Annotated in this window: 17 protein-coding genes and 1 CRISPR repeat array; of the genes, 2 read left to right on the forward strand and 15 right to left on the reverse strand. The window is 39.6% G+C overall.

Annotated elements, in window-relative coordinates; translation table 11 throughout:
• Nucleotides 1–69 precede the first annotated feature (69 nt).
• The 5 genes from AC1Z3K_RS01705 to AC1Z3K_RS01725 form a co-directional block, all read right to left on the reverse strand.
• A complete protein-coding gene (locus AC1Z3K_RS01705; RefSeq protein ID WP_426082115.1) occupies nucleotides 70–771 on the reverse strand; it encodes a GntR family transcriptional regulator in 702 nt (233 codons plus the stop codon).
• Nucleotides 772–987: 216 nt separating this feature from the next.
• The gene (locus AC1Z3K_RS01710) at nucleotides 988–1404 is read right to left on the reverse strand and encodes a YjdF family protein (RefSeq protein ID WP_461731630.1); all 417 of its coding nucleotides are present in this window, start codon (nucleotides 1402–1404) and stop codon (nucleotides 988–990) included.
• 489 nt (nucleotides 1405–1893) lie between these two features.
• The gene (locus AC1Z3K_RS01715) at nucleotides 1894–4278 is read right to left on the reverse strand and encodes a DNA translocase FtsK (protein WP_461731631.1); all 2385 of its coding nucleotides are present in this window, start codon (nucleotides 4276–4278) and stop codon (nucleotides 1894–1896) included.
• A gap of 401 nt (nucleotides 4279–4679) precedes the next feature.
• A CRISPR array of direct repeats spans nucleotides 4680–5040; the repeat unit is 30 nt; unit sequence CTCTTAATCTAAACAGACTGTAATGTTAAT.
• 196 nt (nucleotides 5041–5236) lie between these two features.
• Nucleotides 5237–6448 (reverse strand): NAD(P)/FAD-dependent oxidoreductase, encoded by a 1212-nt coding sequence (locus AC1Z3K_RS01720; RefSeq protein WP_461731632.1) that lies wholly within the window; start codon nucleotides 6446–6448, stop codon nucleotides 5237–5239.
• A gap of 31 nt (nucleotides 6449–6479) precedes the next feature.
• Entirely contained in the window at nucleotides 6480–7382 is a 903-nt protein-coding gene (locus AC1Z3K_RS01725; RefSeq protein ID WP_426082124.1) for a prenyltransferase, read from the reverse strand.
• A gap of 128 nt (nucleotides 7383–7510) precedes the next feature.
• Between AC1Z3K_RS01725 and AC1Z3K_RS01730 the strand changes: the two genes are divergently transcribed.
• Nucleotides 7511–8491 carry a polyprenyl synthetase family protein gene (locus AC1Z3K_RS01730; RefSeq protein ID WP_461731633.1) on the forward strand — a complete coding sequence of 327 codons (981 nt, stop codon included), beginning with the start codon at nucleotides 7511–7513 and terminating at the stop codon, nucleotides 8489–8491.
• A gap of 166 nt (nucleotides 8492–8657) precedes the next feature.
• Here AC1Z3K_RS01730 and cydC read toward each other — a convergent pair whose 3' ends face one another.
• From cydC to AC1Z3K_RS01775, 9 genes are all read right to left on the reverse strand, one after another.
• Nucleotides 8658–10406, reverse strand: coding sequence for a thiol reductant ABC exporter subunit CydC (gene cydC / locus AC1Z3K_RS01735; RefSeq protein ID WP_426082126.1), 1749 nt, complete (start codon nucleotides 10404–10406; stop codon nucleotides 8658–8660).
• Entirely contained in the window at nucleotides 10399–12132 is a 1734-nt protein-coding gene (gene cydD / locus AC1Z3K_RS01740) for a thiol reductant ABC exporter subunit CydD (RefSeq protein WP_461731634.1), read from the reverse strand. The genes cydC and cydD overlap by 8 nt, the downstream gene beginning before the upstream one ends.
• Nucleotides 12129–13154 (reverse strand): cytochrome d ubiquinol oxidase subunit II, encoded by a 1026-nt coding sequence (gene cydB, locus AC1Z3K_RS01745; RefSeq protein WP_461731635.1) that lies wholly within the window; start codon nucleotides 13152–13154, stop codon nucleotides 12129–12131. The genes cydD and cydB overlap by 4 nt, the downstream gene beginning before the upstream one ends.
• A complete protein-coding gene (locus AC1Z3K_RS01750; protein WP_426082129.1) occupies nucleotides 13151–14560 on the reverse strand; it encodes a cytochrome ubiquinol oxidase subunit I in 1410 nt (469 codons plus the stop codon). The genes cydB and AC1Z3K_RS01750 overlap by 4 nt, the downstream gene beginning before the upstream one ends.
• Nucleotides 14561–14863: 303 nt before the next feature.
• The gene (locus AC1Z3K_RS01755; protein WP_426082130.1) at nucleotides 14864–15541 is read right to left on the reverse strand and encodes a lysozyme; all 678 of its coding nucleotides are present in this window, start codon (nucleotides 15539–15541) and stop codon (nucleotides 14864–14866) included.
• A gap of 21 nt (nucleotides 15542–15562) precedes the next feature.
• Nucleotides 15563–15769, reverse strand: coding sequence for a hypothetical protein (locus tag AC1Z3K_RS01760; protein ID WP_426082132.1), 207 nt, complete (start codon nucleotides 15767–15769; stop codon nucleotides 15563–15565).
• A gap of 162 nt (nucleotides 15770–15931) precedes the next feature.
• Entirely contained in the window at nucleotides 15932–16600 is a 669-nt protein-coding gene (locus AC1Z3K_RS01765) for a CHAP domain-containing protein (RefSeq protein ID WP_426082133.1), read from the reverse strand.
• A 743-nt stretch (nucleotides 16601–17343) separates the two neighbouring features.
• Entirely contained in the window at nucleotides 17344–17751 is a 408-nt protein-coding gene (locus tag AC1Z3K_RS01770; protein WP_426082135.1) for a hypothetical protein, read from the reverse strand.
• Nucleotides 17752–18135: 384 nt separating this feature from the next.
• Complete coding sequence (locus AC1Z3K_RS01775; protein WP_461731636.1) at nucleotides 18136–18807, reverse strand: NAD-dependent epimerase/dehydratase family protein; 672 nt, start codon at nucleotides 18805–18807, stop codon at nucleotides 18136–18138.
• A gap of 183 nt (nucleotides 18808–18990) precedes the next feature.
• On the opposite strand from AC1Z3K_RS01775, the gene AC1Z3K_RS01780 reads away from it, so the two are divergent.
• Entirely contained in the window at nucleotides 18991–19440 is a 450-nt protein-coding gene (locus tag AC1Z3K_RS01780; RefSeq protein WP_461731637.1) for a MerR family transcriptional regulator, read from the forward strand.
• Nucleotides 19441–19512: 72 nt separating this feature from the next.
• Here AC1Z3K_RS01780 and AC1Z3K_RS01785 read toward each other — a convergent pair whose 3' ends face one another.
• Nucleotides 19513–21600 carry a DNA topoisomerase III gene (locus AC1Z3K_RS01785; protein WP_426082139.1) on the reverse strand — a complete coding sequence of 696 codons (2088 nt, stop codon included), beginning with the start codon at nucleotides 21598–21600 and terminating at the stop codon, nucleotides 19513–19515.
• Nucleotides 21601–21712: the final 112 nt, after the last annotated feature.

The raw sequence follows: 21712 nt of genomic DNA on the forward strand, positions 1-21712 counted from the left end.
AATAGTTTTTTGACAGCAAAAAGCAGGCTCCTTATGCTAAAGAGCCTGCCTGCTGATTCCAGTTTTTAACTATGCTTCATATTCAATAACATATGGATGCATTTCAGTATTATAGATTGCTTCAGAGTATTCGACAACTTGATCGTGTCTGCCAAAAGAACGTCGAATCCGTTTCAACCCAACTGTTTCTGTTGTATCCAAAATCTCCTGCTGCCAATCAGTTAGCTGAATAATCTGAAAACTATCCTCAAATCGAAAAATTTCTATTTTGTGCTGATCCAAAATACGATACAGAGATTCCTTTTCAAAGCTTTCAATTGAGACATCCGCAAGTTCTATTGGCAGAAAGTACTCAAAATAAATATACGGCTGTTCATCCAATGTATAGACTCTGGAAAATTTAACCGCTTTTTTCCCTATATATTTATAGGCGGCAGCCTCCTCTGTTAGGTTGATAACATCCAATGTTAGGTTTTTCTTCACAACATTCAAACCAGATTCATTTAAAAACTCAGTGAACGTTCCTGCTTTTGACAGCTTGTTATAGGGACGATTACTTAAAACGGTTGTACCCTTTCCGCTCTTTTTCGCTACCAAATCTTCATCTGCAAGCATTTCAATTGCACGGCGTATTGTTATTTTACTTACCTCAAATATTTCTTCGAGTTCAGATTCTGTAGGAAGTAGTGAACCAACTGGATACTTTCCACTTATAATATCTGCTTTTAATTGTTCCGCCACATCTAGATATAAAACGCTTTTCCTTCTCATCATACTCCCCCTTGACTTGGTCAATCAATAACTGGTTTCAGCTGCTGCTAAAATAAATTTTCTATTCCTTCTCACTATTGCTCTTGTATCTATAGAAACTCTCTACGCTTAAATAAAACAGTACAACTACTACTAACAGACACATCATTAAACAACGATTTCCAGAAAAACTTTACCTTTAAATAGCTAGCACACCACAGAAAAATTAGACATGCTCTAATGTCCCTTTCGCTTTTCTAAACGCTTTTCTTGTTTCTTTTCAAAAATCTGCTGCTTCTTCTCAATTGTCCGTTTCCGCTTTTTCTGTTTTCTCAAAAGCTTCAAGCTTTCCTGCTGCTCTACTATTGCTGCTTGAGATTTTGTGGATAAAATCGGCTGCCTCTTCTGTTTCTCAATCATGCGCTGAATACGTTTTGGATTTATAGGCTTTTTTTCTATCTGTTCTTTTTTTATCTGACTATGCCATTCTTGCTCCAAAAGTACAGGCAACTGTGTAATTACAAATTGGTACACCTCTTCATCCTTAGGCTCCGAACCAAATATATGCTGATAGACTCTCAAATGCTGTTCACTATCCACATACTCTACCAACCCGCTCCAATACTGACCATTAAAATAAATTGTTAGTTCCACGCTGCTTCCTCCCTTAGTTTGGAAAAAGAACAATGGACGACCCAGGAGGGAAGGTTACTGACAATTACTGCTTTTGGACTACCAACCAAAACGTGTTTTTATGCTCTTATCTCTATCATACAATAAATGAAGCAGAATGCAATTTGATTTTAATAAAAAGAAGAAACATAACAGCTAACTTATGCTTTTTGTCTAATAAATCTTAAGAAAAACGGTATATAGAGACTCTTTTTTCTTTTTCTAGCAAAAGCTAGATTGTGAGAATTTAATAAGAAGGTTAATTGTTGAAAAATATTCTCTTTTAATAAAAAAGAACTGAAACATGAGTCAATCCGACCCTGCTCCAGTTCTAAAAAATCCAATTAATGAAAACGCTAGAGTAGCCTTTTCAACATTAAACAGACATGAGTTGAAACGAATAAAAACTATTCTAGCATTCTTTCAGCTTATTCTTCCAAGCTTAATCTTTTGCTTCCACTATTATTATTTTTACTGTTCTTCTTCCGGGAATGGCGGCTCTTCTTCCGGCTCCGCTTCAACAAAAACCTTGCGCGGCTTACTACCTTCTGATGGACCAATAACCCGATTACTTTCCAGTTCGTCAATCAAACGCGCTGCTCGATTATAACCAATTCTAAAACGCCTTTGCAGCAGTGAAATACTCGCCGTCTGCATTTCAATTACTAAAGCCTTGGCATCTTCATATAGTTCATCCTGTGGCATCTCACCCGGTGCCGCAGCTACTTCTTCAGTCGGCATCATATTTTCCTGATAGTCTGCTTCCTGCTGTTCTGTCACAAAGCTGACCACTCGTTCCACTTCCTGGTCAGAAATAAATGCTCCCTGAACACGGATTGGTTTGTTTTCTCCCATCGGCAGATAAAGCATGTCTCCTCGTCCAAGCAGTTTTTCTGCACCATTACTATCAATAATTGTGCGGGAATCCGTTCCGCTTGATACAGCAAAAGCAATTCGTGAAGGGACATTGGCCTTGATAATCCCAGTAATAACATCTACACTAGGTCGCTGTGTAGCTAGAATCATATGGATACCTGCTGCCCGCGCCATTTGAGCCAGGCGAATAATCGCATCCTCAACTTCATTGCTGGCAACCATCATTAAATCGGCCAACTCATCAACAATCACGACAATAAACGGTAAAATCGGATGGTTTTCACCAGCTTCAATATTTCTCTGTCTCACTAAGTCATTGTAGCCGGAAATATTTCGAACCCCGGCTCCAGCAAATTTCTCATATCTAAGCTCCATCTCCTGAACAACCTTCTGCAGTGCTTGAGCTGCCTTGCGCGGGTTCGTTACAACAGGGGTTAGCAGATGAGGAATCCCATTGTAAACATTCAATTCAACCATTTTAGGGTCAATCATCATCATTTTAACTTCATGAGGCTTTGCCCGCATTAAAATACTGGTAATAATCCCATTGATAGCGACTGATTTCCCACTCCCTGTTGACCCAGCAATCAGTAAGTGAGGCATCTTAGTCAAATCAGCAGATTGTACCATACCTGAAATATCTCTTCCCAACGGCACCTCAAGCAGCTTATCTGGATGGCTGGGCTGAGCTTCAATAACATCACGGAAGGATACCGTACTGACTGTATTATTGGGTACTTCAATTCCTATCAGAGATTTCCCAGGAATTGGAGCTTCCATCCGCACATCCTTGGCGGCTAGTGCTAACGCGATGTCATCTGTTAAGCCGACAATCTTACTAACCTTAACGCCGACAGCCGGTTGAACCTCAAACTTTGTTACTGCAGGTCCCAGACTAGCTTTGACAACCTTGGCATCGACACCAAAACTCTGAAAGGTTTGCTCGAGAACTGAAATATTCTTTTCAATTTTTTGGTATTCGTCACTTTGATCTGCCGCTGGAATGGAATCCAGCAATGAAGACACAGGCAGCTGATAATCTCTGTCTTCTGTTTCAGCAGAAATTTCAAACTCCAAATCTGCCGGATCTTCCGTTTCTGAAAAATCAGTTTCCGGTTCAGGTCCGTAGTAATCATCAGGAGACAGCTGCTCCTGATTTTGAAAGCTGTCAATAGGAACTAATGTTAACTGTTCCGGCTCTTGTTCAGCAGCCTCTGTATACAGCGCCATTTCTTCTTTCGCTAGCTGTTCCCCTGCAGTATGGGGTCTAACCTGATTCTTTTCAAGCCATTGTTCTGCCATTTCTCGGGCTTTCTCTTGTTTTTCTTCTTCCTTAAGCTGCTTCATTTCAGAACGCTTCTGGGCTCTTGCCGCCATTCGCTCGTCGCTTTTTGCAAACATGTTGCCAAGCAGCTTACGAAGCCTCTGAATCCCGTTTAAAACTTGCTGAATCTCAAGCTTGCTAATCAGGAAAATCCCCAAAGCTATGATTATCACTGCAATAATATAACTGCCCAGCTGAGCAACTAAAAAGTGTGTGGCTGAATACAAGAGCGCGCCCAGCATTCCACCACCGACATTTTCACTGATACTATTTCTGCTGAGATCCATTTTTAGAAAATCCCAGGTAGTATTGATAATATTTGGAGAAGCACTGTTGATATTACGGAACCAGTATGCGTGAATGAATAATAAGAAACCAACATAAATTAGACTACCGCCTATAATCTGACGAGCCGACTTAATTGGAAAATTATCTCCAAAGAGGACTAGTGAAAAACCGTAAAGCATCAACAGAATTGCTGCTGCAGAAAATGTATTTCCAACTGCGAAACGTAATCCATTCGCAATCAATATACCTAAAAATCCTAATTTTAATAATCCCAACAAACCAAAGAATACGAAAAAAATACCAATAAAAATGTAGCGCAGCTGTTCCTGCTGCTTTTGTTGTTTCTTGGTTTTCTTTTTCTGTGCCATTAATCCTCCCTCTTTCCGACAAAGACCATTATACCTAAAAAAAGAGACGAACAAAAGTACCCCCATTCGATTTTCCCATTTAAAAAGGAAAACTTTACCAGTTTTCCTTAAATTACCAAAAAATATAGTTTGTATCACCAGTTATTTACTGTCGACCTTGGATACTGTAAATAAGCAGGGACATCGACAGACTTATTTAATTCTAGTCACCCCCTTTTTATAACTTCTTAGAAAACCACTGTTCTCAAGGTTTATATGCTTAAAGAAAGCTGAGATTAACACCTTAGATCATTGACATTATGTTATCATTGCCTTAAAATTTGTAGTGAAAGAAGAAAAATACCGAGGTCGACAGAAACGGCTGCTTCAGACCAGTTATACCAAGGGTTAGAATGTAGCGGCTCTTAATCTAAACAGACTGTAATGTTAATTCCGTTATTCGTATATAGTTCCCTGTTTGCACTATTCTCTTAATCTAAACAGACTGTAATGTTAATTTTTCTACTCTGGAATATGTTGACCTTTCACTGTGATCTCTTAATCTAAACAGACTGTAATGTTAATTTTCTTAAAAGGAGCAATAGAAGCGTTTCTAATTTCCTCTTAATCTAAACAGACTGTAATGTTAATCCTCGTCAACAGTGACACTATACAGCCATTTAAAAACTCTTAATCTAAACAGCGTGTAATGTTAATGTTGATAAAACAACGGAAGGGTCAGTGACAATCAAACTATTAATCTAAACAAAGTGTAATGTTAATCCGCTTAGCTCATCAGTATCTCCAATAAACATACCACCTCTTAATCTAAACAAAATATAATACCAAAGCTCTAAAAATTCACAAAGAAGACGGCTTAAGTATATACTCAAGCCGTCCTCTTATACGATTCAACAATCTATTCATAAGTTATTACAGAGATTGAGGCATCGTGGTATCGTCGATGCCACAGTTCTCTTTAATGATAAAAATCAAAACGGCCTTTCGCCATTACTTCTTTTACACCGCCTGTTTCTAATAAGGAACGGTCCATAATTGCTTTTTTGATAAAGGAAGCGGGATAGCCTTTTACTTCGGTTTTTCCAACTTCACCAAACGCATGGGTATTTCCAATAGAGCATACTGAGCCTAATGAATGGAAGGTGAAGGGTTCTGTCGCCTTACCTTTCAATTGAGCCTTGATATTTCTGCCAGCCTGCTCCCCCATCTTCAATGAAATCTGAGCAGTGGTCGGATAAGGACGGTTGCTGGCCATATCCATGACTGCGGAGCAGTCGCCAACGATATAAACATTTTCATGTGCTGGTGCAGTTAAATCTGGATTAACCATCACCCGGCCGCGTTTTGCTTCAAAGCCGGAAGCTCCGACTACGCGGCTGCCGCTGACGCCCGTTGTCCAAATAATGGTTTTGGCTTTCAGCTCTGTAACAGCTCCTGTTTCTTTATCCTCTTGATAAACCACTGTATCGGGCTTAATTTCCTTGATTGGTTTTCCAGTTAAAAATTTTACTCCCCATTTTTCTAATCGCTGGATGCCGTAGTCTGCCAGTTTTTCACTGAACATCGGTAATAAACGGGTGACCGCTTCAACACAGTAAAGCTCAATCGCCGCAGGTTCAACTCCAGCTAGTTCCGCAAAATGTTTTCGACCTTCAACAAACGCGCCCAGCAGTTCTATCCCAGTAAATCCAGCACCACAGACCACAATTTTTAGTAGTTCAGGGTCTTTGGTTTCTTTGTAAGTCTTCATCTGCTCTTCGATGTGCTGATGAATCTGTTCTGCCGTAGCAACATCCACCATCTGTAAAGCATATTCTTCTACTCCAGGAATACCAAATGACTCAGACACAAACCCTAAGGCGACAATCAGATAATCATACGTGAGTACCTGTCCGTCCTCTAATAATACAGTCTGATTGTCTGGATCAATTTTGTCCACAGTTCCCTGAATAAAGGTCGTACATGAGGCTTTTACCACATCACTGATTGGGTAGCTGATTTTGTCTTTTGTTTGTGTTCCTGCCGCAACCTCATGAAGGTCTGTCGCCTCATAATGGTAAGCATTACGGTCCACCAATGTAATTTTTAAATCTGCCGCTCCCTTTTGTAGTTCATGAAGCGCTCTCAGTCCTGCATACCCTGCTCCTAAGATGATGACCTGTTTACTCATGTTAATTCTCTCCTCTCACACATTTCATTTATTACAGCCATAAACCAATGGCAAAAAAAACAACCTGAGCGAAAGCACCTGCTGCAAGAATTCTTACCGCACAAATAAATGTTTTCGTTTTTATCTGCTCCTGAAGAAGCTGTCGCGTCTGCTTCCAGACAAAAGGAATGATTAAGAATGTTAAAAGCAGCGTAATTGGTGCCAGGCCTGACCAGACACTATAAGCAATTGCTGCAAAAGCAATCACCTGCAGCAGAACAAATAGTTTTAATGCATTACCCTTTCCTAAGTAATGTACCAAAGTAAAGCGATGATTTTTTTCATCCTCTTCCAAATCACAAATATTATTTGCCAGCATCAAATTGGCAATCAGACAGGTATTTGGTAAAGAAATCATGAAAACCTCGCCGATTGTTGACAGTGTCCACTGAAATTCTTCAAAAGTATTAATGTAAACACAAATCAGCGTAATCATGAATCCCATTGTAATTCCTGACAATACTTCTCCTAAAGGTAAGCTGGACAGTGGTTTCGGCCCTGAGGAATAAAAGATACCGACTAAATAACAGTAGACACCCATCGCCAGCAATGGCCAGCCGACTATTACTGAAAGAGCAATGCCAATCAATGCTGAACCAGTAATCATCCAGATAATCCAATGGCGGAGCTGTTTCAATGAAAGACCCTCTCGTCCGATAATATTCGTCTTTTCTTTATAATCATGTCCTTCCTTTGCATGAAGATAATCATTATAATTATCTAAAATATCAACTGCCATATTAAAAATGAACATTGCAACAAAATAAATGCATACATACAACAGATGTGTCTGGCGATAGTGATACCAGCTATAACACAACCCTAGCAGAAATGGCAGGACACTAGCAGTTTTTGCTTTTAATTCAACTAATTCAAAAAAGATATCTCTATTCAAATTATACTCCTCTCTCCTTTCTTTTAGCTAAAATATGCTTCATAATTGAATCGAATAATTTACTGTATTTATTTCTCAATATCATATACAATCAATAGTATGGAGTTATTGAAAGGAACTACTTTGTTATGAAGGATTTTTGGACACACTTTCCACTGGTTCGGCAGCAGTTGATTGAAACAAGTCTGCTGATTGAAAACAAAATTAATATTCGCAATAAAGAAATCGAACGAGCACTGCTTGAGCTGAATCACTCCGGCGGCAAAATGCTCCGTCCGGCTTTTTTCTTTATTTTCGCCCAAATGGGCAATAAGGAACAACAGAATCAGCAGCAGCTAGTAAAAATTGCTGCATCTTTGGAAATTCTACACATGGCTACATTAGTCCATGATGATATTATTGATGACTCGCCGCTGCGCCGAGGAACTCAGACTATACAGTCGAAATACGGTAAGGATGTAGCCGTCTATACTGGTGATTTGCTATTTACAGAATTTTTCGATTTACTGGCAGATACAATGAAAGGCTCGGATTTTCTTCGCATTAATGCCCACTCGATGAAACGCCTGCTTCTGGGTGAGCTGGATCAAATGTATACACGCTACAATAAGCATATCACTGTTGCTGACTACTTGCGAAGCGTAACTGGAAAAACGGCTGAGCTTTTTTCTCTCAGCTGTATTGAAGGTGCTCATTTTGGTCACGCGCCAAAGGAGGTAGAAAAACTAGCAAGTAGAATCGGACGTCATATCGGTATTGCTTTTCAAATCTATGATGATATTCTTGATTACTCAGCTACCGAAGTTGTTCTAAAAAAACCTACTATCGAAGATATCTCTCAAGGGGTATACACACTCCCTTTAATTTTTGCTTTGGAAGAACACAGCAGTTTATTAGCGCCTTATCTTGATAAGCAGGAGCTGATTACAGTAGAAGAAGCAAATGAAGTGGCAGCACTTGTCCATCAGCTCAACGGTGTAAGTAAGGCAAAAGAGTTTGCCGGTCGAATGACGGAAAAAGCCCTTTCAGATATTGAAAAACTACCTCCGTGTGACAGCACGAAACAATTGAAAATGCTAACTGAACTTTTATTAGGCCGTTCTTATTAACAGCCTATTTTATTGCTGCTGTTCTCATTTCAATTTGCAGCTTTACAATTAAGGAGAGGGACCGAGACAATCGATGTCTAGTCCCTCTCTTTTTGTAATCCTGCCAATCGCCAAAAAATGCGATTTACAGACCGTTTTTTTGGTGCCCTTTCCATTTAGCAGCTTGCTACAAGCCCTGATCCACACGATAAAGCTGCTGGTAATGAGCATTCTCTGCCATTAGCTGTTCTGGTGTTCCCTTCATTGTCAATTTGCCGTTTTCAATGAATATGACCTGATCCATAGATTGTACACTTTGGAGATGATGGGTAATCCAAATGATTGTTTTGTCCTGCAGCACTTCAAAAAAAGTGGCTAAAAGCTGCTGCTCTGTAATTGGATCAAGACCCGTTGTTGGCTCATCAAGCAACACAATTGGTGTATTTTGCAGGAGAATTCTTGCTAACGCCAGTCGATGGCGTTCCCCTCCGGAAAAACGCAGGCCTGCCTCATCAACCATTGTCTGTAGTCCTTCAGGCAGCTGCGTCACCATTTTTTTCAAGCCCACCTGCTCTAAAACCTGCCAGATTTCCTCTTCAGAAGCATGCTCATTGCCTAGTCTGATATTATTCAAAATCGTAGTACGAAACAAATACGGCTTCTGTTGAATAACACCTATCCATTGGGTAATCTGGTCGCCAAACAACGCTGTTGGAACATCTCCCAACAATACCTGCCCCGCTGTAGGAAGAAGGTCTCCCCGAATCAACGAAGCAAATGTACTCTTTCCTGAACCGCTACGTCCTAAAATAGCCAGCTTCTCGCCCCTTGGAATAGTTAGCGTCAGCTGATCAAGCACATTTTTCTCCTGCTCTGAATAAGCAAAAGTCAATTCTTTAATATTGATATCCACGGTCTCTGGCGTTAGCTCCTGTGTTCTGCTTTCTTCATGATTATCCGGCAGCTCGTTCAAACGGCGAATAGAATCTCCATAAATATTCACTTCCTGAGCAGCAGCAGGTAGCGGTGCAAACGCATCAATCAGTGGAAAAATAGTTAACACGAAAGCTGCAATCCAGTTAGCCGCTCCGCCATGATTTCCAGGAAAACGGAATGCTGTCCATGATAAGACAGCTAAAGCAATCAAACCAAACAGCAACTGTAATGTAAAATCTCTGCTTCGGTCAAACTTTTTTGTCTTTTCATCTAGTCCGCGTAATTTCCTCTCCTGTGCTTCATAGGATGCAACAAAATCTGCACCTCTTTGACTAAACATCCAATCGGAAACACCTAGAATATTATCAGTTAATGTCTTGTATAACTCATTCTTAGAAACTTTCTGTTTTTCCTGACGTGCACCATTTACTATTAACGAAAGCAGCGGCAGCAGAAAAACAATACTTCCCAGAAGCAGCAGCATAGCTAAAGCAAACCACCACGAAAATAATCCTAAACCGATAATAATAAATGTGTAAAGAATCCAGGCAATCACAGTGGGGAAAATAGTTCTCAGATACAAATTCTGCAGATGATTAATATCCTCAGAAAGTAAACCCAAAAGATCCCCTGTCTGAAAATCAGACTTTAAAAACATTGCTCTCTTTTCTAAAGTTAAATAGAGCTTCAAACGTAAATCTGAAGTCATTTTTAATACCCAGTTGTGGCTAACCAGTCGTTCAATATACCGAAAAACCGGTCTGCTGATGCCGAATGCCCGAGTTAATACAATTGGGATATATATCATTAAAATATTCTCAGGCAGTGAGGCAGCTTTACTGATTAAATAGCCGGAATTAAACATTAATGCACCAGCACTAAAAAATGTCAGAAAACCTAAAAATAATGCAGCAGCTAATAATCCTTTATACTTTTTCAAAAAAGGCTTTACCCATTTATCGTTTCGATAATCTGCTGTATTTATCGGGAGTTTATTCATCACTTTCCCCCCTCATCTCTTGTATCAACGATACATAATAACCATTTTTTTCCAGCAGTTCCGGAAGGGTCCCCCACTCAACCAGACGACCTTCATTCATCACTAAAATGAAATCCATTTCCTTCATCCAGTGGAGCCGATGAGTAGCAAAAAACACAAGATGATTTTCCATTAACGGAAGCATTTTCTCTTTTAGCTCGACTTCTGTCTCAATATCCAAATGAGCTGTCGGCTCATCAAAAATCAAAATTCGCCGCTGTGCATCCAAAAACGCCCGTGCCAGTGCAACTCGCTGAGCCTGACCGCCACTAAGCATTCGGCCGCTTTCACCGATAACAGTCTCAATGCCATTCGGCAGCTCAGCTGTCAGTTCATCCAAGCCAACCAGCTGAATCACTTTTGCAACCTGCTCATCAGTAGCCTCCGGCGTATAGAATCGAATGTTATTTGCCAGTGTATCCTGAAACACGTAGGGATTTTGTGGAATATATAAAATCTGTTTCTGCCAGCCCTGCTGTGCCATATGAGGAAGGGGTTGATTGTTAAGCAAGAAGCTTGTTTCTGATTCCGGTGTAAGAAACCCCGTCAGTAGATTAATCAACGTAGATTTCCCAGAGCCGCTGGCGCCGATGATTCCCACCTTTTGCAGTCCTTCAACAGAAAAAGAAAGCTCTTTCAGAGTCGACCGTTCCTGTTCTGGATAAGTAAAGCTAAGATTTTGAACAAAAAGCTTATCAGTTGCTGACCACTCCGGTAATGCCAGCTGCTCTGTCTGAGAAGCCTCCGGCAGCTCCAACACGCTGTGGATAGCCTGAAACGCATTTTTTCCATCCAGTGTTGCATGATAATCACCAGCAAAATCACGAATTGGCAGAAAGAATTCCGGTGCCAAAATTAGTGTTGTTAGTGCCGGGAATAGAATAATCTGCCCATTTAGCAACGCTAGACCTAGAAAAACGGCAACGACTGCTACTGATAAGGTTGTAAAAAAATCAAGCGCAAAAGTTGATAGAATCGCTATTTTCAAAGTACTCATAGTTGCTTCTCTGAAACGCTCACTAGTAGAGTAAATACTGTCAGCATACTTTTTACTTAGTCCAAACAATTTTAATGTGTCCAAACCTCTGAGCGAATCAATAAAATGATTAGAGAGCAGTTGAAAAGCCTTATACTGCTTATCCGCTTTACTTTGTGCTGCATAACCCAAAATAATCATAAATACAATAATTATCGGAAATACTATTAACAGGATAACCGCAGAACGAATATCCAGCGTAAAAAGAAACGCTAAGATAATCCAGGGAATCACCATCATATTAATCATTTTCATCAAAATCAGCTGAAAATAATTTTCAGTCTGATGAATACCTTCTAAAGCCATGGTAACAATATTTCCTGTGCCTTCTTTTTGAACAACAACTGGACCTAATCGGAAAATTTTAGTCAGCAGCTGCTCACGTAATTCTCTTGATGCCTTGTAACTAAAATTATCCAGCTGCTGATCCCTGAAAAAGGTAATAATGTGACGACCAGCGTAAAATAAAAAGAACCCCAGCAGAAACTGCCACTGCTCTTCCAATAAACCGCCGCTCCATAAGCCAGTAATCGCTTTTGCTAAATAATACGCCTGCCCAATAATAAAGACTGCCTGCAGGAAAGAAAATCCTGCAAGCAATAACATCATTCGTTTGGTTTCAGGCATCTTCATGATTGCCTTATCGATCATTCACCATACCCCGTCGCATGGAGAGGATGGGTAATTCTTTTTCTAAAAACGTAATATGTCCAAGCCGTGTACCCCAGTACAAATGGTAAAATCGTTAGAGAAATCCAGCTCATAATTTTTAGTGTATAGGGACTGCTGGAAGCCGACTCGATTAGTAAATCGTTAGCAGAGCCTAAAGAGCTGATCATTACTCGTGGGAATAACCCGCTAAACAGCAACGCTACCAATAAAACCAAGGTTAGACCACTTGCAACAAATGCCAGCATTTCTTTTTTCTTAAACACACTAATATTGGCAATCACAGTCAAGCCGACAATTCCAACCAATAAAAGGAGGGTTGTCATAAAGTGCAGTTCAAAGAAATCGGTTTTGAAATACAATAGGACAGCAAAAACAACTAGTCCCACATAAAGAATCCAATATAGAAATTCGGCGTAATTTTTCGCCCGTTCTCTGACTGGGCCGTCTGTTTTTAATGCGATATAGTTTAGCCCGTGCAGGTAGCACAACAGGGTAAGAGCCACTCCGCCGACTAGTGAAAACAGATTAATATAGTCTGTAAAGCCCGCTGACATATTCCCTGCTTCATCGATTGGCATCCCTTGAATCATACTGATAAATAAAACACCAAAGAAAAATGGGACTAAAAAGCTGCAGATTGTCAGGGTCCAGTTCCAAATATTTCTTTTAGGTCCTTCAGGCATACGATGACGAAATTCAAAGGAAACACCACGGATAATCAATCCCACTAAAATAATAAACAAAATTAGATAGTAGCCGCTAAACAATGAAGCGTACCAATAAGGAAAGGAAGCAAACATTGCGCCTCCCGCTGTCAACAGCCAGACCTCATTGCCATCCCAAACCGGTCCAATACTTTCAACAACCTGATCTTTTTCATGATCGTCATGCGTCAAAGTCTGAACTGCCATACCTACACCAAAATCAAAGCCTTCTAAAAAGAAAAAGCCTGAAAATAAGACACCAATTAATACATACCATAATAACTGCAGATTACTCATTTACTGAAAACCTCCCTGTCAAAAGGATCTGAAGAGGCTGTTTGCTGTGCCAGCATTTTTTCTTCATAATCAGGTCCCTTTTTCAATTCTCTTGTAATCAGATAAATCATAACTGTTGCCAGACCTGCAAATAGAATAAAATAGATAATATTCGAAATTAAAAGCGAAGTCACTGATACATTAGGAGATACGCTGTCTTCAATTCTGAATAACCCGTAAACTGTCCAAGGATAGCGTCCCAGCTCTGTGATCAGCCAGCCAGCTGTATTAGCTAAAAATGGTGCAAACGTACATAACCCCATAATCCAAAGCATCCAGCGTTTTTCATAAAGAGAAGGTTTCTTCTTACGCGTAAAGAATAACCCTAGCACCGCAACCAGCAGCATCAGCATGCCAAAACCAGCCATTACACGGAAGCTCCAGAATAAAGTGTTGACTGGCGGATAATAATTATCTTCGCCATACTTTTCAATCAGTTCTTTGTTAACTGTGTCCATCCCGTCTACAGCACCGGAAGGTTTATTATAAGATAAAATACTCAGCATATAAGGAATTTGAATACCAAAAACCTGCTTATGCTTCGCTTCATCCGCCCAGCCAATCAAGGTCCAGGCAGCTGGATCGCCAGAATCTTCATAAGCTCCTTCCATCGCCGCAAATTTCATCGGTTGATCGTCAATCAATGCTTTCATCTGAGCATCACCAGCACCTAAAACAAGGATTGAGCCGACTAAAGTAACCACTAAGCCTAAACGCATGGAACGTTTATGAAACTCTGTATCCCGCTTTTTCAAAATTTGAAAAGCCGCTAGTCCGGCAACAATCATTCCACCCATGGTAATCGCTCCGGCGATTACGTGAGCAAATTCGTACCAGACTTGATGATTCGTCAGCAAAGCTCCGAAATCAGTCATTTCTGCCCGACCATTACGCAGCGTGTAGCCTACCGGATGCTGCATAAAGCTGTTAGCAGCCAGAATCCAAAACGCGGAGAGCATTGAAGCTCCTGTCACCAGCCACATGAACAGCAAGTGAACCTTTGGTTTGACGCGATCCCAAGTAAAAATCCACAAACCTAAAAAAGTTGACTCCATAAAAAAAGCCAGCAGTGCTTCCACAGCCAACGGTGCTCCGAAAATATCCCCAACAAAGCGAGAATAATCAGACCAGTTCATCCCAAACTGAAACTCCTGAATAATTCCGGTCACAACCCCTACTGCGAAGCTTAGAAGGAAAATATTCCCCCAAAATTTTGCCATCTTCCGATAGCGCTCATCCTTTTTCCAAACGTACATCGATTCCATGATTGCTACAACCAAGGCAACACCGATGGAAAACGGTACGAAGAAAAAGTGAAATACCGTTGTCATTCCAAACTGGAATCTTGCCAACGTAACAATATCCATAAAACACCCTCCTTGTTCTCTGCTTTTTCTTCATATAAGAAAAAGCACTATAAAATAATAATTATTATGATGTCCTTTTGAGTATACTCCTTTATTGCAAAAGTACCAAGACTTTCGAAATGGAAAAATGAAAAAAAACGAATTTTTCAGAGTATTCTAATTATTAGGAAAAATAAATCATTGCTTTACGATAAAAAACCAGATTTTTTCTCTCTATAAATCAGCAGCTTACTCCAATTTAAAAAAAGCCTTATCGGTTGATCCCCGATAAGGCTTTTTCTACTAACTATATTTTCAGATTAGTTATTTAACAGTGGGACGAGTAGACACTGATCTCAATCTTGAAAACCAGCCTACAGCTCGGCGAACCGTTGGCATATCTTTCCCGTAATTGGCTTTATAGATTGTATTCAAAATACCCTTTTCATCTGGGTGAGCAATTCCTGTAATCCCTTTACCGTCAAAGTAATAAGTTGTTGAATCACCTTCCACCTCGAAGAAACAAGGTGTGTCAAACAGGGCGTCCTCTACAACTCCGCCTGTTTTTAAGAACAATGCTACTTCATCGTTTCTACGATTAAGCAAACCTTGTAGAAATTCACCATCTGCATAAACATATTTTTTCATTTCGTTTGCTGCAGCCTGCCATTGCCTGCTGTTTAGATAAACCAACAGCTGAGAACCCACAAGAATCGCCTCACCTAAGTTAAAGTGAAAGCTCACTAAAGCATCAAACTGTCCCTGTGTTAATTGAACCTCTACGTAGTTGAAAATACCAGATGCATGTGATTTGATATCTTCATCTAGAAAAGCATTCGCCTGACTTTCTGAAATAGTCATTCCTGGATAAACACCTTTCGTATGTCCATACCCGATTGTCCACTTACCTACAGAATCCTGATAGGCAGTCAAACGAAGACCTTCCCATTTTTTAATTAGATTTCTTCCATCTTGAGAAATCTTCATATTTTCATTTGCCATTCTTCCACCTCCTCAGTAGTATTATTTTACAAGCGGACGTGTGGATACACTACGTAGTCTTGAGAACCAGCCCACTGCTCGGCGAACCGTTGGCATATCTTTCCCGTAATTTGCTTTGTAGATTGTATTCAAAATACCTTTTTCATCTGGATGGGCAATCCCCGTAATTCCTTTACCGTCAAAATAATAAATTGTTGAATCTCCTTCTACTTCAAAAAAACATTTCATAATTATTTTCCTCCTTAATAATTTTAATAAATAGTTGTTTGTTTTATAGAAATATCAGCGCTGTCATCTCTATAAGTTAATTATATTCTAAAATGAGCAATACAAACTTTCATAAAACTCCCACTTTTCTTTCCAAATATAAAGTATATACTGTTTTTCCACTTATTTTACAAGCGGACGCGTCGATACACTGCGCAATCTTGAGAACCAGCCCACTGCTCGATGAACTGTCGGCATATCTTTGCCGTAATTGGCTTTATAGATTGTATTCAAAATACCCTTTTCATCTGGATGAGCAATCCCTGTAATCCCTTTACCATCAAAATAGTAAGTCGTGGAATCCCCCTCTACTTCAAAGAAGCACGGGGTATCGAAAAGTGACTCTGAAGGCGATGGTGCAGACTCCGTTTCATAATTAGGACGAATAACACCCCAGACACCATCCATATTATGAAGAACTCTAGCTGCCGGGCTTCCAAATTCTAAACTTGAGTTATGCCAGTTCTGATCTACAGAAACAAAAGTTCCATCTCCTTGCCCATCCTCTACAGCAATTGCTGTATGTCCATATTGAGCATATATGCCCAGTCCCCAAATAAGGACATCCCCCTTTTTGATACTCGCAGCATTGGTTACCCGAATTCGCTGAAAGCCGGCTGGGATAGCCTGTGTTGTTAAATGAATCGCATTGCCGCTGGGCCACCAGTCAAAGTATTTTTTCATGACATGAATCGTCAAGTCCATACACTGTGAGCCATAAGCATTGTCCATATCGATACGCTGACCGACAAGGCTGTTTACATAAGTTGCTACACTACTTGCTTTTACCATATTCTTACTCCTTTTCTACCATTCGAATGTTTGTTTATTTAGGATATCCTATGTAAGAATTATAACCAGAATATGTAAGCAAAAACTGTCAAATAACTGTTAAATTCCTCCCATAATCATGAGTTTTTGCTAAAGAGTATAATTTTAGCATGAACATGAATGTCAGCTATGACTAGTTAATTCAAAAGGTATTTTCTCGTGCACAAATTATTACGGAGCGTTTCCGTGTATCCAACAAATGAATCATATACTGGATCAACTACAGGTAAAAACGCTGAATGCTCTTTGGTATGGAACGACTCAAGAATAGAAACACTATGGAAGATTGCAACGTTATTGAAAATTGTTATTGAAGGATTCCACGGACTTGAATACTCACACCTGTTAATATCAAATATCACCCTTACTTAAACGACAATTGAAGCTAGCTGTCCAGCTACGAATAGACTTTGTAAAGCCTGTCTCTGGGATTACTCGAGGCAAAGCATAATGAACTATTGGCTTAGCTACCCAGATTATTCGCTTTGTTTCCTTTCTTCAAATAAAAGAACTTAAAACAACGGTGTACCAACCTCTAAAAGTTAGATTTTCAGGTCTAACTTTTGGAGGTTGGTACACAACGGCAGGGAGTTCCTGCATTTGTTTTAAGCTCAACAAGTTTATTCAGTTTTTTGTCCTACAACACAAATTGTCATATAACTAGTTTTTCAAAAACTATTCTTTTACTGTGCTTATTAATATGATTAAATCCATTTCAATCTGCTGATTTCATCAATCGTAAGCCCAAACTTATCAGTGTTGTTAGTAAGCACAGCTCCAAGGCTGCCTATTTCTGTACCTTTCCGTACCAAAACATCGATTCCTGCTGGGGTTACAAGAGAGGCATCAAATCTAATCACCAGAATATTGTCCGTCAAGCCAATCACTCGCCATTTACTAGTCAGAATTTTTAAAACTCCTTTGCCTCGCCAAACGAATAACTCTTCTCTAAACGTATCTATACCAGTGATTTTTCTTATTTTCCCAGTATTCGTTTGATATGTAACTATATCCAATAGTTTAAGTGGATGGCGATTGAGTATTTTATAGCTGATACTTGGCACCTGACGTTTTCCAGAAAGCCACATAGGAAAAGTTGACCCTTTAATCAACCATTGACCTTCTAATTGAGTTATGCTATTTTCCGTAACAATCCCCGCCTTTCCAAGTTAAGCTCAACTCTATTTTCCAGTTAAGCCGTTTTATATAAGATGATGCTTGATCATACTATCAATGGAGGCTAAAATAATACCTTCATTATCTGCAATCGGCTGCCAGTCTAAACCCCTTTTTGCTTTGTCGTTACTGACATTACGGCTCATTCCCAAAAGGAGTGCCCCTTCTTTAGCTTGTCTGCTGAACAACGAAGAAATACGGATAATTCCATTAGGTAATATTTTTGAGGGGACTTTTCCGGCAGCTTCGGGTCGCTTTTTCTTGATTATTGATGCTATTTCAGTTATTGATATTTGACCTTTAGCAGAAGCAATAAATCGCTATCCATTCGCCTTTTCACTGGTCATTGCCCGAATATGCAAATCAGCAACATCTCGGACATCTACAATATTTAAAGGTATATTTGGTATTCTTTTGCTTGATCCATTTAATAAACCTTGTAAAATTTCAAAGCTTCCTGAAATATGAGCACTTAAAGATGGACCAAATATAGCTACTGGATTAATTGCTGCAAATTCCAATGAGCCTCCTTCATTTTTGATGAAATCCCAAGCAGACTGCTCAGCTAGAAGCTTAGATTTTTCGTAAATAGATAATCCTTTTTCGTCTACCTTAGTCCAATCTTTTTCAGTTGTTGGAATTGATGCATCTTCATTACTAAATCCTACGGATCCAAAATTGGATGTCATTACAACACGCTTTACCCCTGAATTCCGAGCTGCCCTTAATACTCTACTAATCCCCTCAACCGCTGGACGGATTGCTTCTTCTTCATTTTTTGGTCTAGTAAAGAAAACTGGTGAAGCAACACTCAGAACATAGTCGCAGTCTGTTATAGCCGTCTCCCAATTGTCATCCTTGGATAAATCAGCCTCAAAAAACTGAAGCTGTTCAACTGATGTTGTACCGTTTTCTTTAAGCATTTCAATAATTTTTTCCTTGCTATTGATTGAACGCACGGTAGTTCTCACATTATACCCTTTTTGCAGCAATTGAACTATTATTTAGATTCCAAGAAATCCTGTACCACCTGTTACTAAAACATTATTCTGCATCTTTTTTCCCTCCGCTAATCATAAAATTGAATCTATCATTCATTTGATGAATTATCATCATAGAACCTAAAGTACTGTTTAGGTCAAGAGTTTTGATTAACTTTTTTGAGGAGAGAAACAATGACTTATTCTATTAAAGAGGTCTCAGAGCTATTTAGCTTGTCGATTCCTACAATTCATTTTTATGACAAACAAGGGCTGCTGCCATTTGTTTCAAAAAATTCGTCTGGACACCGTGCTCTTACTGAGTCTGATTTGTACTTAATGCAACCCATTTGCTGTCTAAAAAATACGGGCATGCCAATCAAAGATATCCGAGCCTTTATTGATTGTGTTCTTAAAGGACCTGATACAATTGCTGCCCGCAAAGAATTACTTTCTACCCATAAAAGTAACGTATTAGCACAAATTCAGGAATTAAATGAGAATCTAAAAGAAATAGAAATAGAAATTGATACCTACAGTTCTACAGATGCTGTAAAAATCATTAATCTACAACGAAATTTTGCTTCTGCTGAAAAGGACGCGTATCACCTGCCAAATCCTTATACAAAAGTAACTCAGGGTTAAATTAGAAAAAAGAGTGATGACCTCAATCAGTCATCACTCTTTTTTCAATCCAACGATAACGAAACTATTTTTTTATTTATCTTCTCCCAGCGCTGCTTTTAAAGCTTGTGCCAAGGCGCTTTCTCCTGGTTCTTCTTTTTGAGAATACTTTTTCATCAGTTGGCGTTCTTCATGTTTAGTAATTTTTTTATTGCGCTGCTTTTTATCTGGAATCTTTTCACTTATGGAGCAAGTATTGCATTTGAAATAAGAGCCGTTCTTACCATCAATAATCACCATTTTCTTGTGGCATTGAGGACAACGGTGATTGGATACCTTGGGATCCTTTCTTCTTCTGTAGCTGCACTCCTGATTTGAACAAACATAAATTTTTCCATCACGAGTATTTTTTTCACGCAAGTTTTCACCACAGTCCGGACACTTTTTTTGTGTCAGGGAAAAATCCTGGTAGCGGCTTTCGCTTTTCTTGATTTCACTTACCAAACGGCTGGTATCCTGTTCAATCTCTTTCAAAAATTCCTTGCTGTTTTTCTTACCATGAGCAATTTGCTCCAATGTTTTTTCCCATTTCTCAGTTAGCTCAGGTGTCACCAGAGATGGATTCACCAACTGAAGCAGCTGCTTCCCTTTAGGAGAAACCAGCAAACCTTGTGTTGTTCTTTCCATCAATTCTGATTTAATCAGCTTTTCAATAATCTCAGCTCTAGTTGCAGGAGTGCCAAGGCTATGTTTTTCCATTGCTCCCAGCAGTGTTCCTTCATTAAGTGGTTTAGGGGGAGTCGTCATTTCCTTATTAATTGAAAAATTCGGCTGAATACTCATTCCAGTTTTCCAATCCGCTGTTGGGGCAGCAGCGGCTTCTTTTTCTTTTTTCCAACCAGCAACCTCTACTTTATTCTGTCTAAAAACAAAATTTTCCTTGCCGAAAGAAACGGTAATTTTTCGCTGATTTACTTTATGAGGCTGGGCAAAGATTCCTAGAAAACGTTCAACAATCATTAAATAAATTTTTTGTTCGTCATTGCTCAATTTTTCAAAGCGAGGACGCTGTTCAGTAGGAATCAAGGCATGGTGATCGCTAACCTTCTCATTATTAAATACTTTGTTCAAGACAACCTGACCATTATTTTTCAGGTATTCCTTCGCTTCTGGAAAGCTGGAGCTGATAGCCTGTAAACGTTCCTTCATTGTGTCTTTCATATCTGTTGTCAAATACTTACTGTCTGTCCGAGGATAAGATACGATTTTGTGGTATTCATACAGACTTTGTACCAGCGACAATGTTTTCTTTGCCGAGAACTGATAGCGCTGGTTGGCATCCCGCTGAATTTCAGTCAAATCGTAAGGTAATGGAGCAGCTTCTGTTTTCATCTTATCCTGTATATCTGAAACCTTTCCATTATTCTTACTTAGCTCTTTCACAAAAGCTTCTACCTCGCTGCGTTCTTTAAACGCAAATTGATTTTTTTGAACCAAGCGTCCTTTTTCTTTATGATAATTTAAATCTACACTAAAATAATTTTGCGGACGAAAGCCTTCAATTTTTTTCTCTTGATCTCTTACCAATGCCAATGTGGGTGTTTGCACACGACCGGCTGAAAGACTGTCCTGATATTTTACAGTGAGAGCCCGTGTCACATTCAGACCAACCAGCCAATCAGCCTTGGCCCGTGCCAGCGCAGAGTAGTAAAGGTTATCGTACTCTTTAGCTGGGCGCAGCTTTCTGAACCCATCCTTGATTGCCTTATCTGTCTGTGAAGAAATCCATAAGCGCTTCACTGGTTTTTCAAAGCGGATATATTCAAGAATCCAACGGGCAACCAGCTCGCCTTCCCGTCCAGCGTCTGTAGCAATCACTGCTTCTGTGACATCTTTGCGGCTTGCTAATTGCTTAATTGCCTTTAACTGATGTCCAGTTTTAGGCAGAGGCTTGATGCCTAAATTCTTTGGCACCATTGGCAACGTCTCCATTTGCCAAGACTGCCATTCTTTATTAATATCCTCCGGCATTTTTAATCCTAAAAGATGACCCAGTGCCCAAGTTACAATTACCGTAGGCCCTTCATAATAGCTTTTATTTTTTTGGTTTGCACCCAGCACTTTACTTAAATCTTTAGCAACACTAGGCTTCTCAGCAATAATCAGTTGTTTGTTCGCCATATATTTCACTCACTTTCCTGTTTCATCTATAATAATCTCTGAAAAATCAATTCCTACATAAAGCACAGCAAGATGCTTTTTTAGCCGAGTGTCTCGGGTATTTATTAGCATT

Source organism: Enterococcus sp. LJL128, assembly GCF_056924295.1.

What these genes read in the sequence shown, in the direction of transcription:
- AC1Z3K_RS01705 (WP_426082115.1), bottom strand. Translation starts at nt 771, where the DNA reads ATGAGAAGGAAAAGCGTTTTATATCTAGATGTGGCGGAACAATTAAAA.
- AC1Z3K_RS01715 (WP_461731631.1), bottom strand. Translation starts at nt 4,278, where the DNA reads ATGGCACAGAAAAAGAAAACCAAGAAACAACAAAAGCAGCAGGAACAG.
- AC1Z3K_RS01720 (WP_461731632.1), bottom strand. Translation starts at nt 6,448, where the DNA reads ATGAGTAAACAGGTCATCATCTTAGGAGCAGGGTATGCAGGACTGAGA.
- AC1Z3K_RS01730 (WP_461731633.1), top strand. Translation starts at nt 7,511, where the DNA reads ATGAAGGATTTTTGGACACACTTTCCACTGGTTCGGCAGCAGTTGATT.
- cydC (WP_426082126.1), bottom strand. Translation starts at nt 10,406, where the DNA reads ATGAATAAACTCCCGATAAATACAGCAGATTATCGAAACGATAAATGG.
- cydD (WP_461731634.1), bottom strand. Translation starts at nt 12,132, where the DNA reads ATGATCGATAAGGCAATCATGAAGATGCCTGAAACCAAACGAATGATG.
- cydB (WP_461731635.1), bottom strand. Translation starts at nt 13,154, where the DNA reads ATGAGTAATCTGCAGTTATTATGGTATGTATTAATTGGTGTCTTATTT.
- AC1Z3K_RS01750 (WP_426082129.1), bottom strand. Translation starts at nt 14,560, where the DNA reads ATGGATATTGTTACGTTGGCAAGATTCCAGTTTGGAATGACAACGGTA.
- AC1Z3K_RS01755 (WP_426082130.1), bottom strand. Translation starts at nt 15,541, where the DNA reads ATGGCAAATGAAAATATGAAGATTTCTCAAGATGGAAGAAATCTAATT.
- AC1Z3K_RS01760 (WP_426082132.1), bottom strand. Translation starts at nt 15,769, where the DNA reads ATGAAATGTTTTTTTGAAGTAGAAGGAGATTCAACAATTTATTATTTT.
- AC1Z3K_RS01765 (WP_426082133.1), bottom strand. Translation starts at nt 16,600, where the DNA reads ATGGTAAAAGCAAGTAGTGTAGCAACTTATGTAAACAGCCTTGTCGGT.
- AC1Z3K_RS01780 (WP_461731637.1), top strand. Translation starts at nt 18,991, where the DNA reads ATGACTTATTCTATTAAAGAGGTCTCAGAGCTATTTAGCTTGTCGATT.
- AC1Z3K_RS01785 (WP_426082139.1), bottom strand. Translation starts at nt 21,600, where the DNA reads ATGGCGAACAAACAACTGATTATTGCTGAGAAGCCTAGTGTTGCTAAA.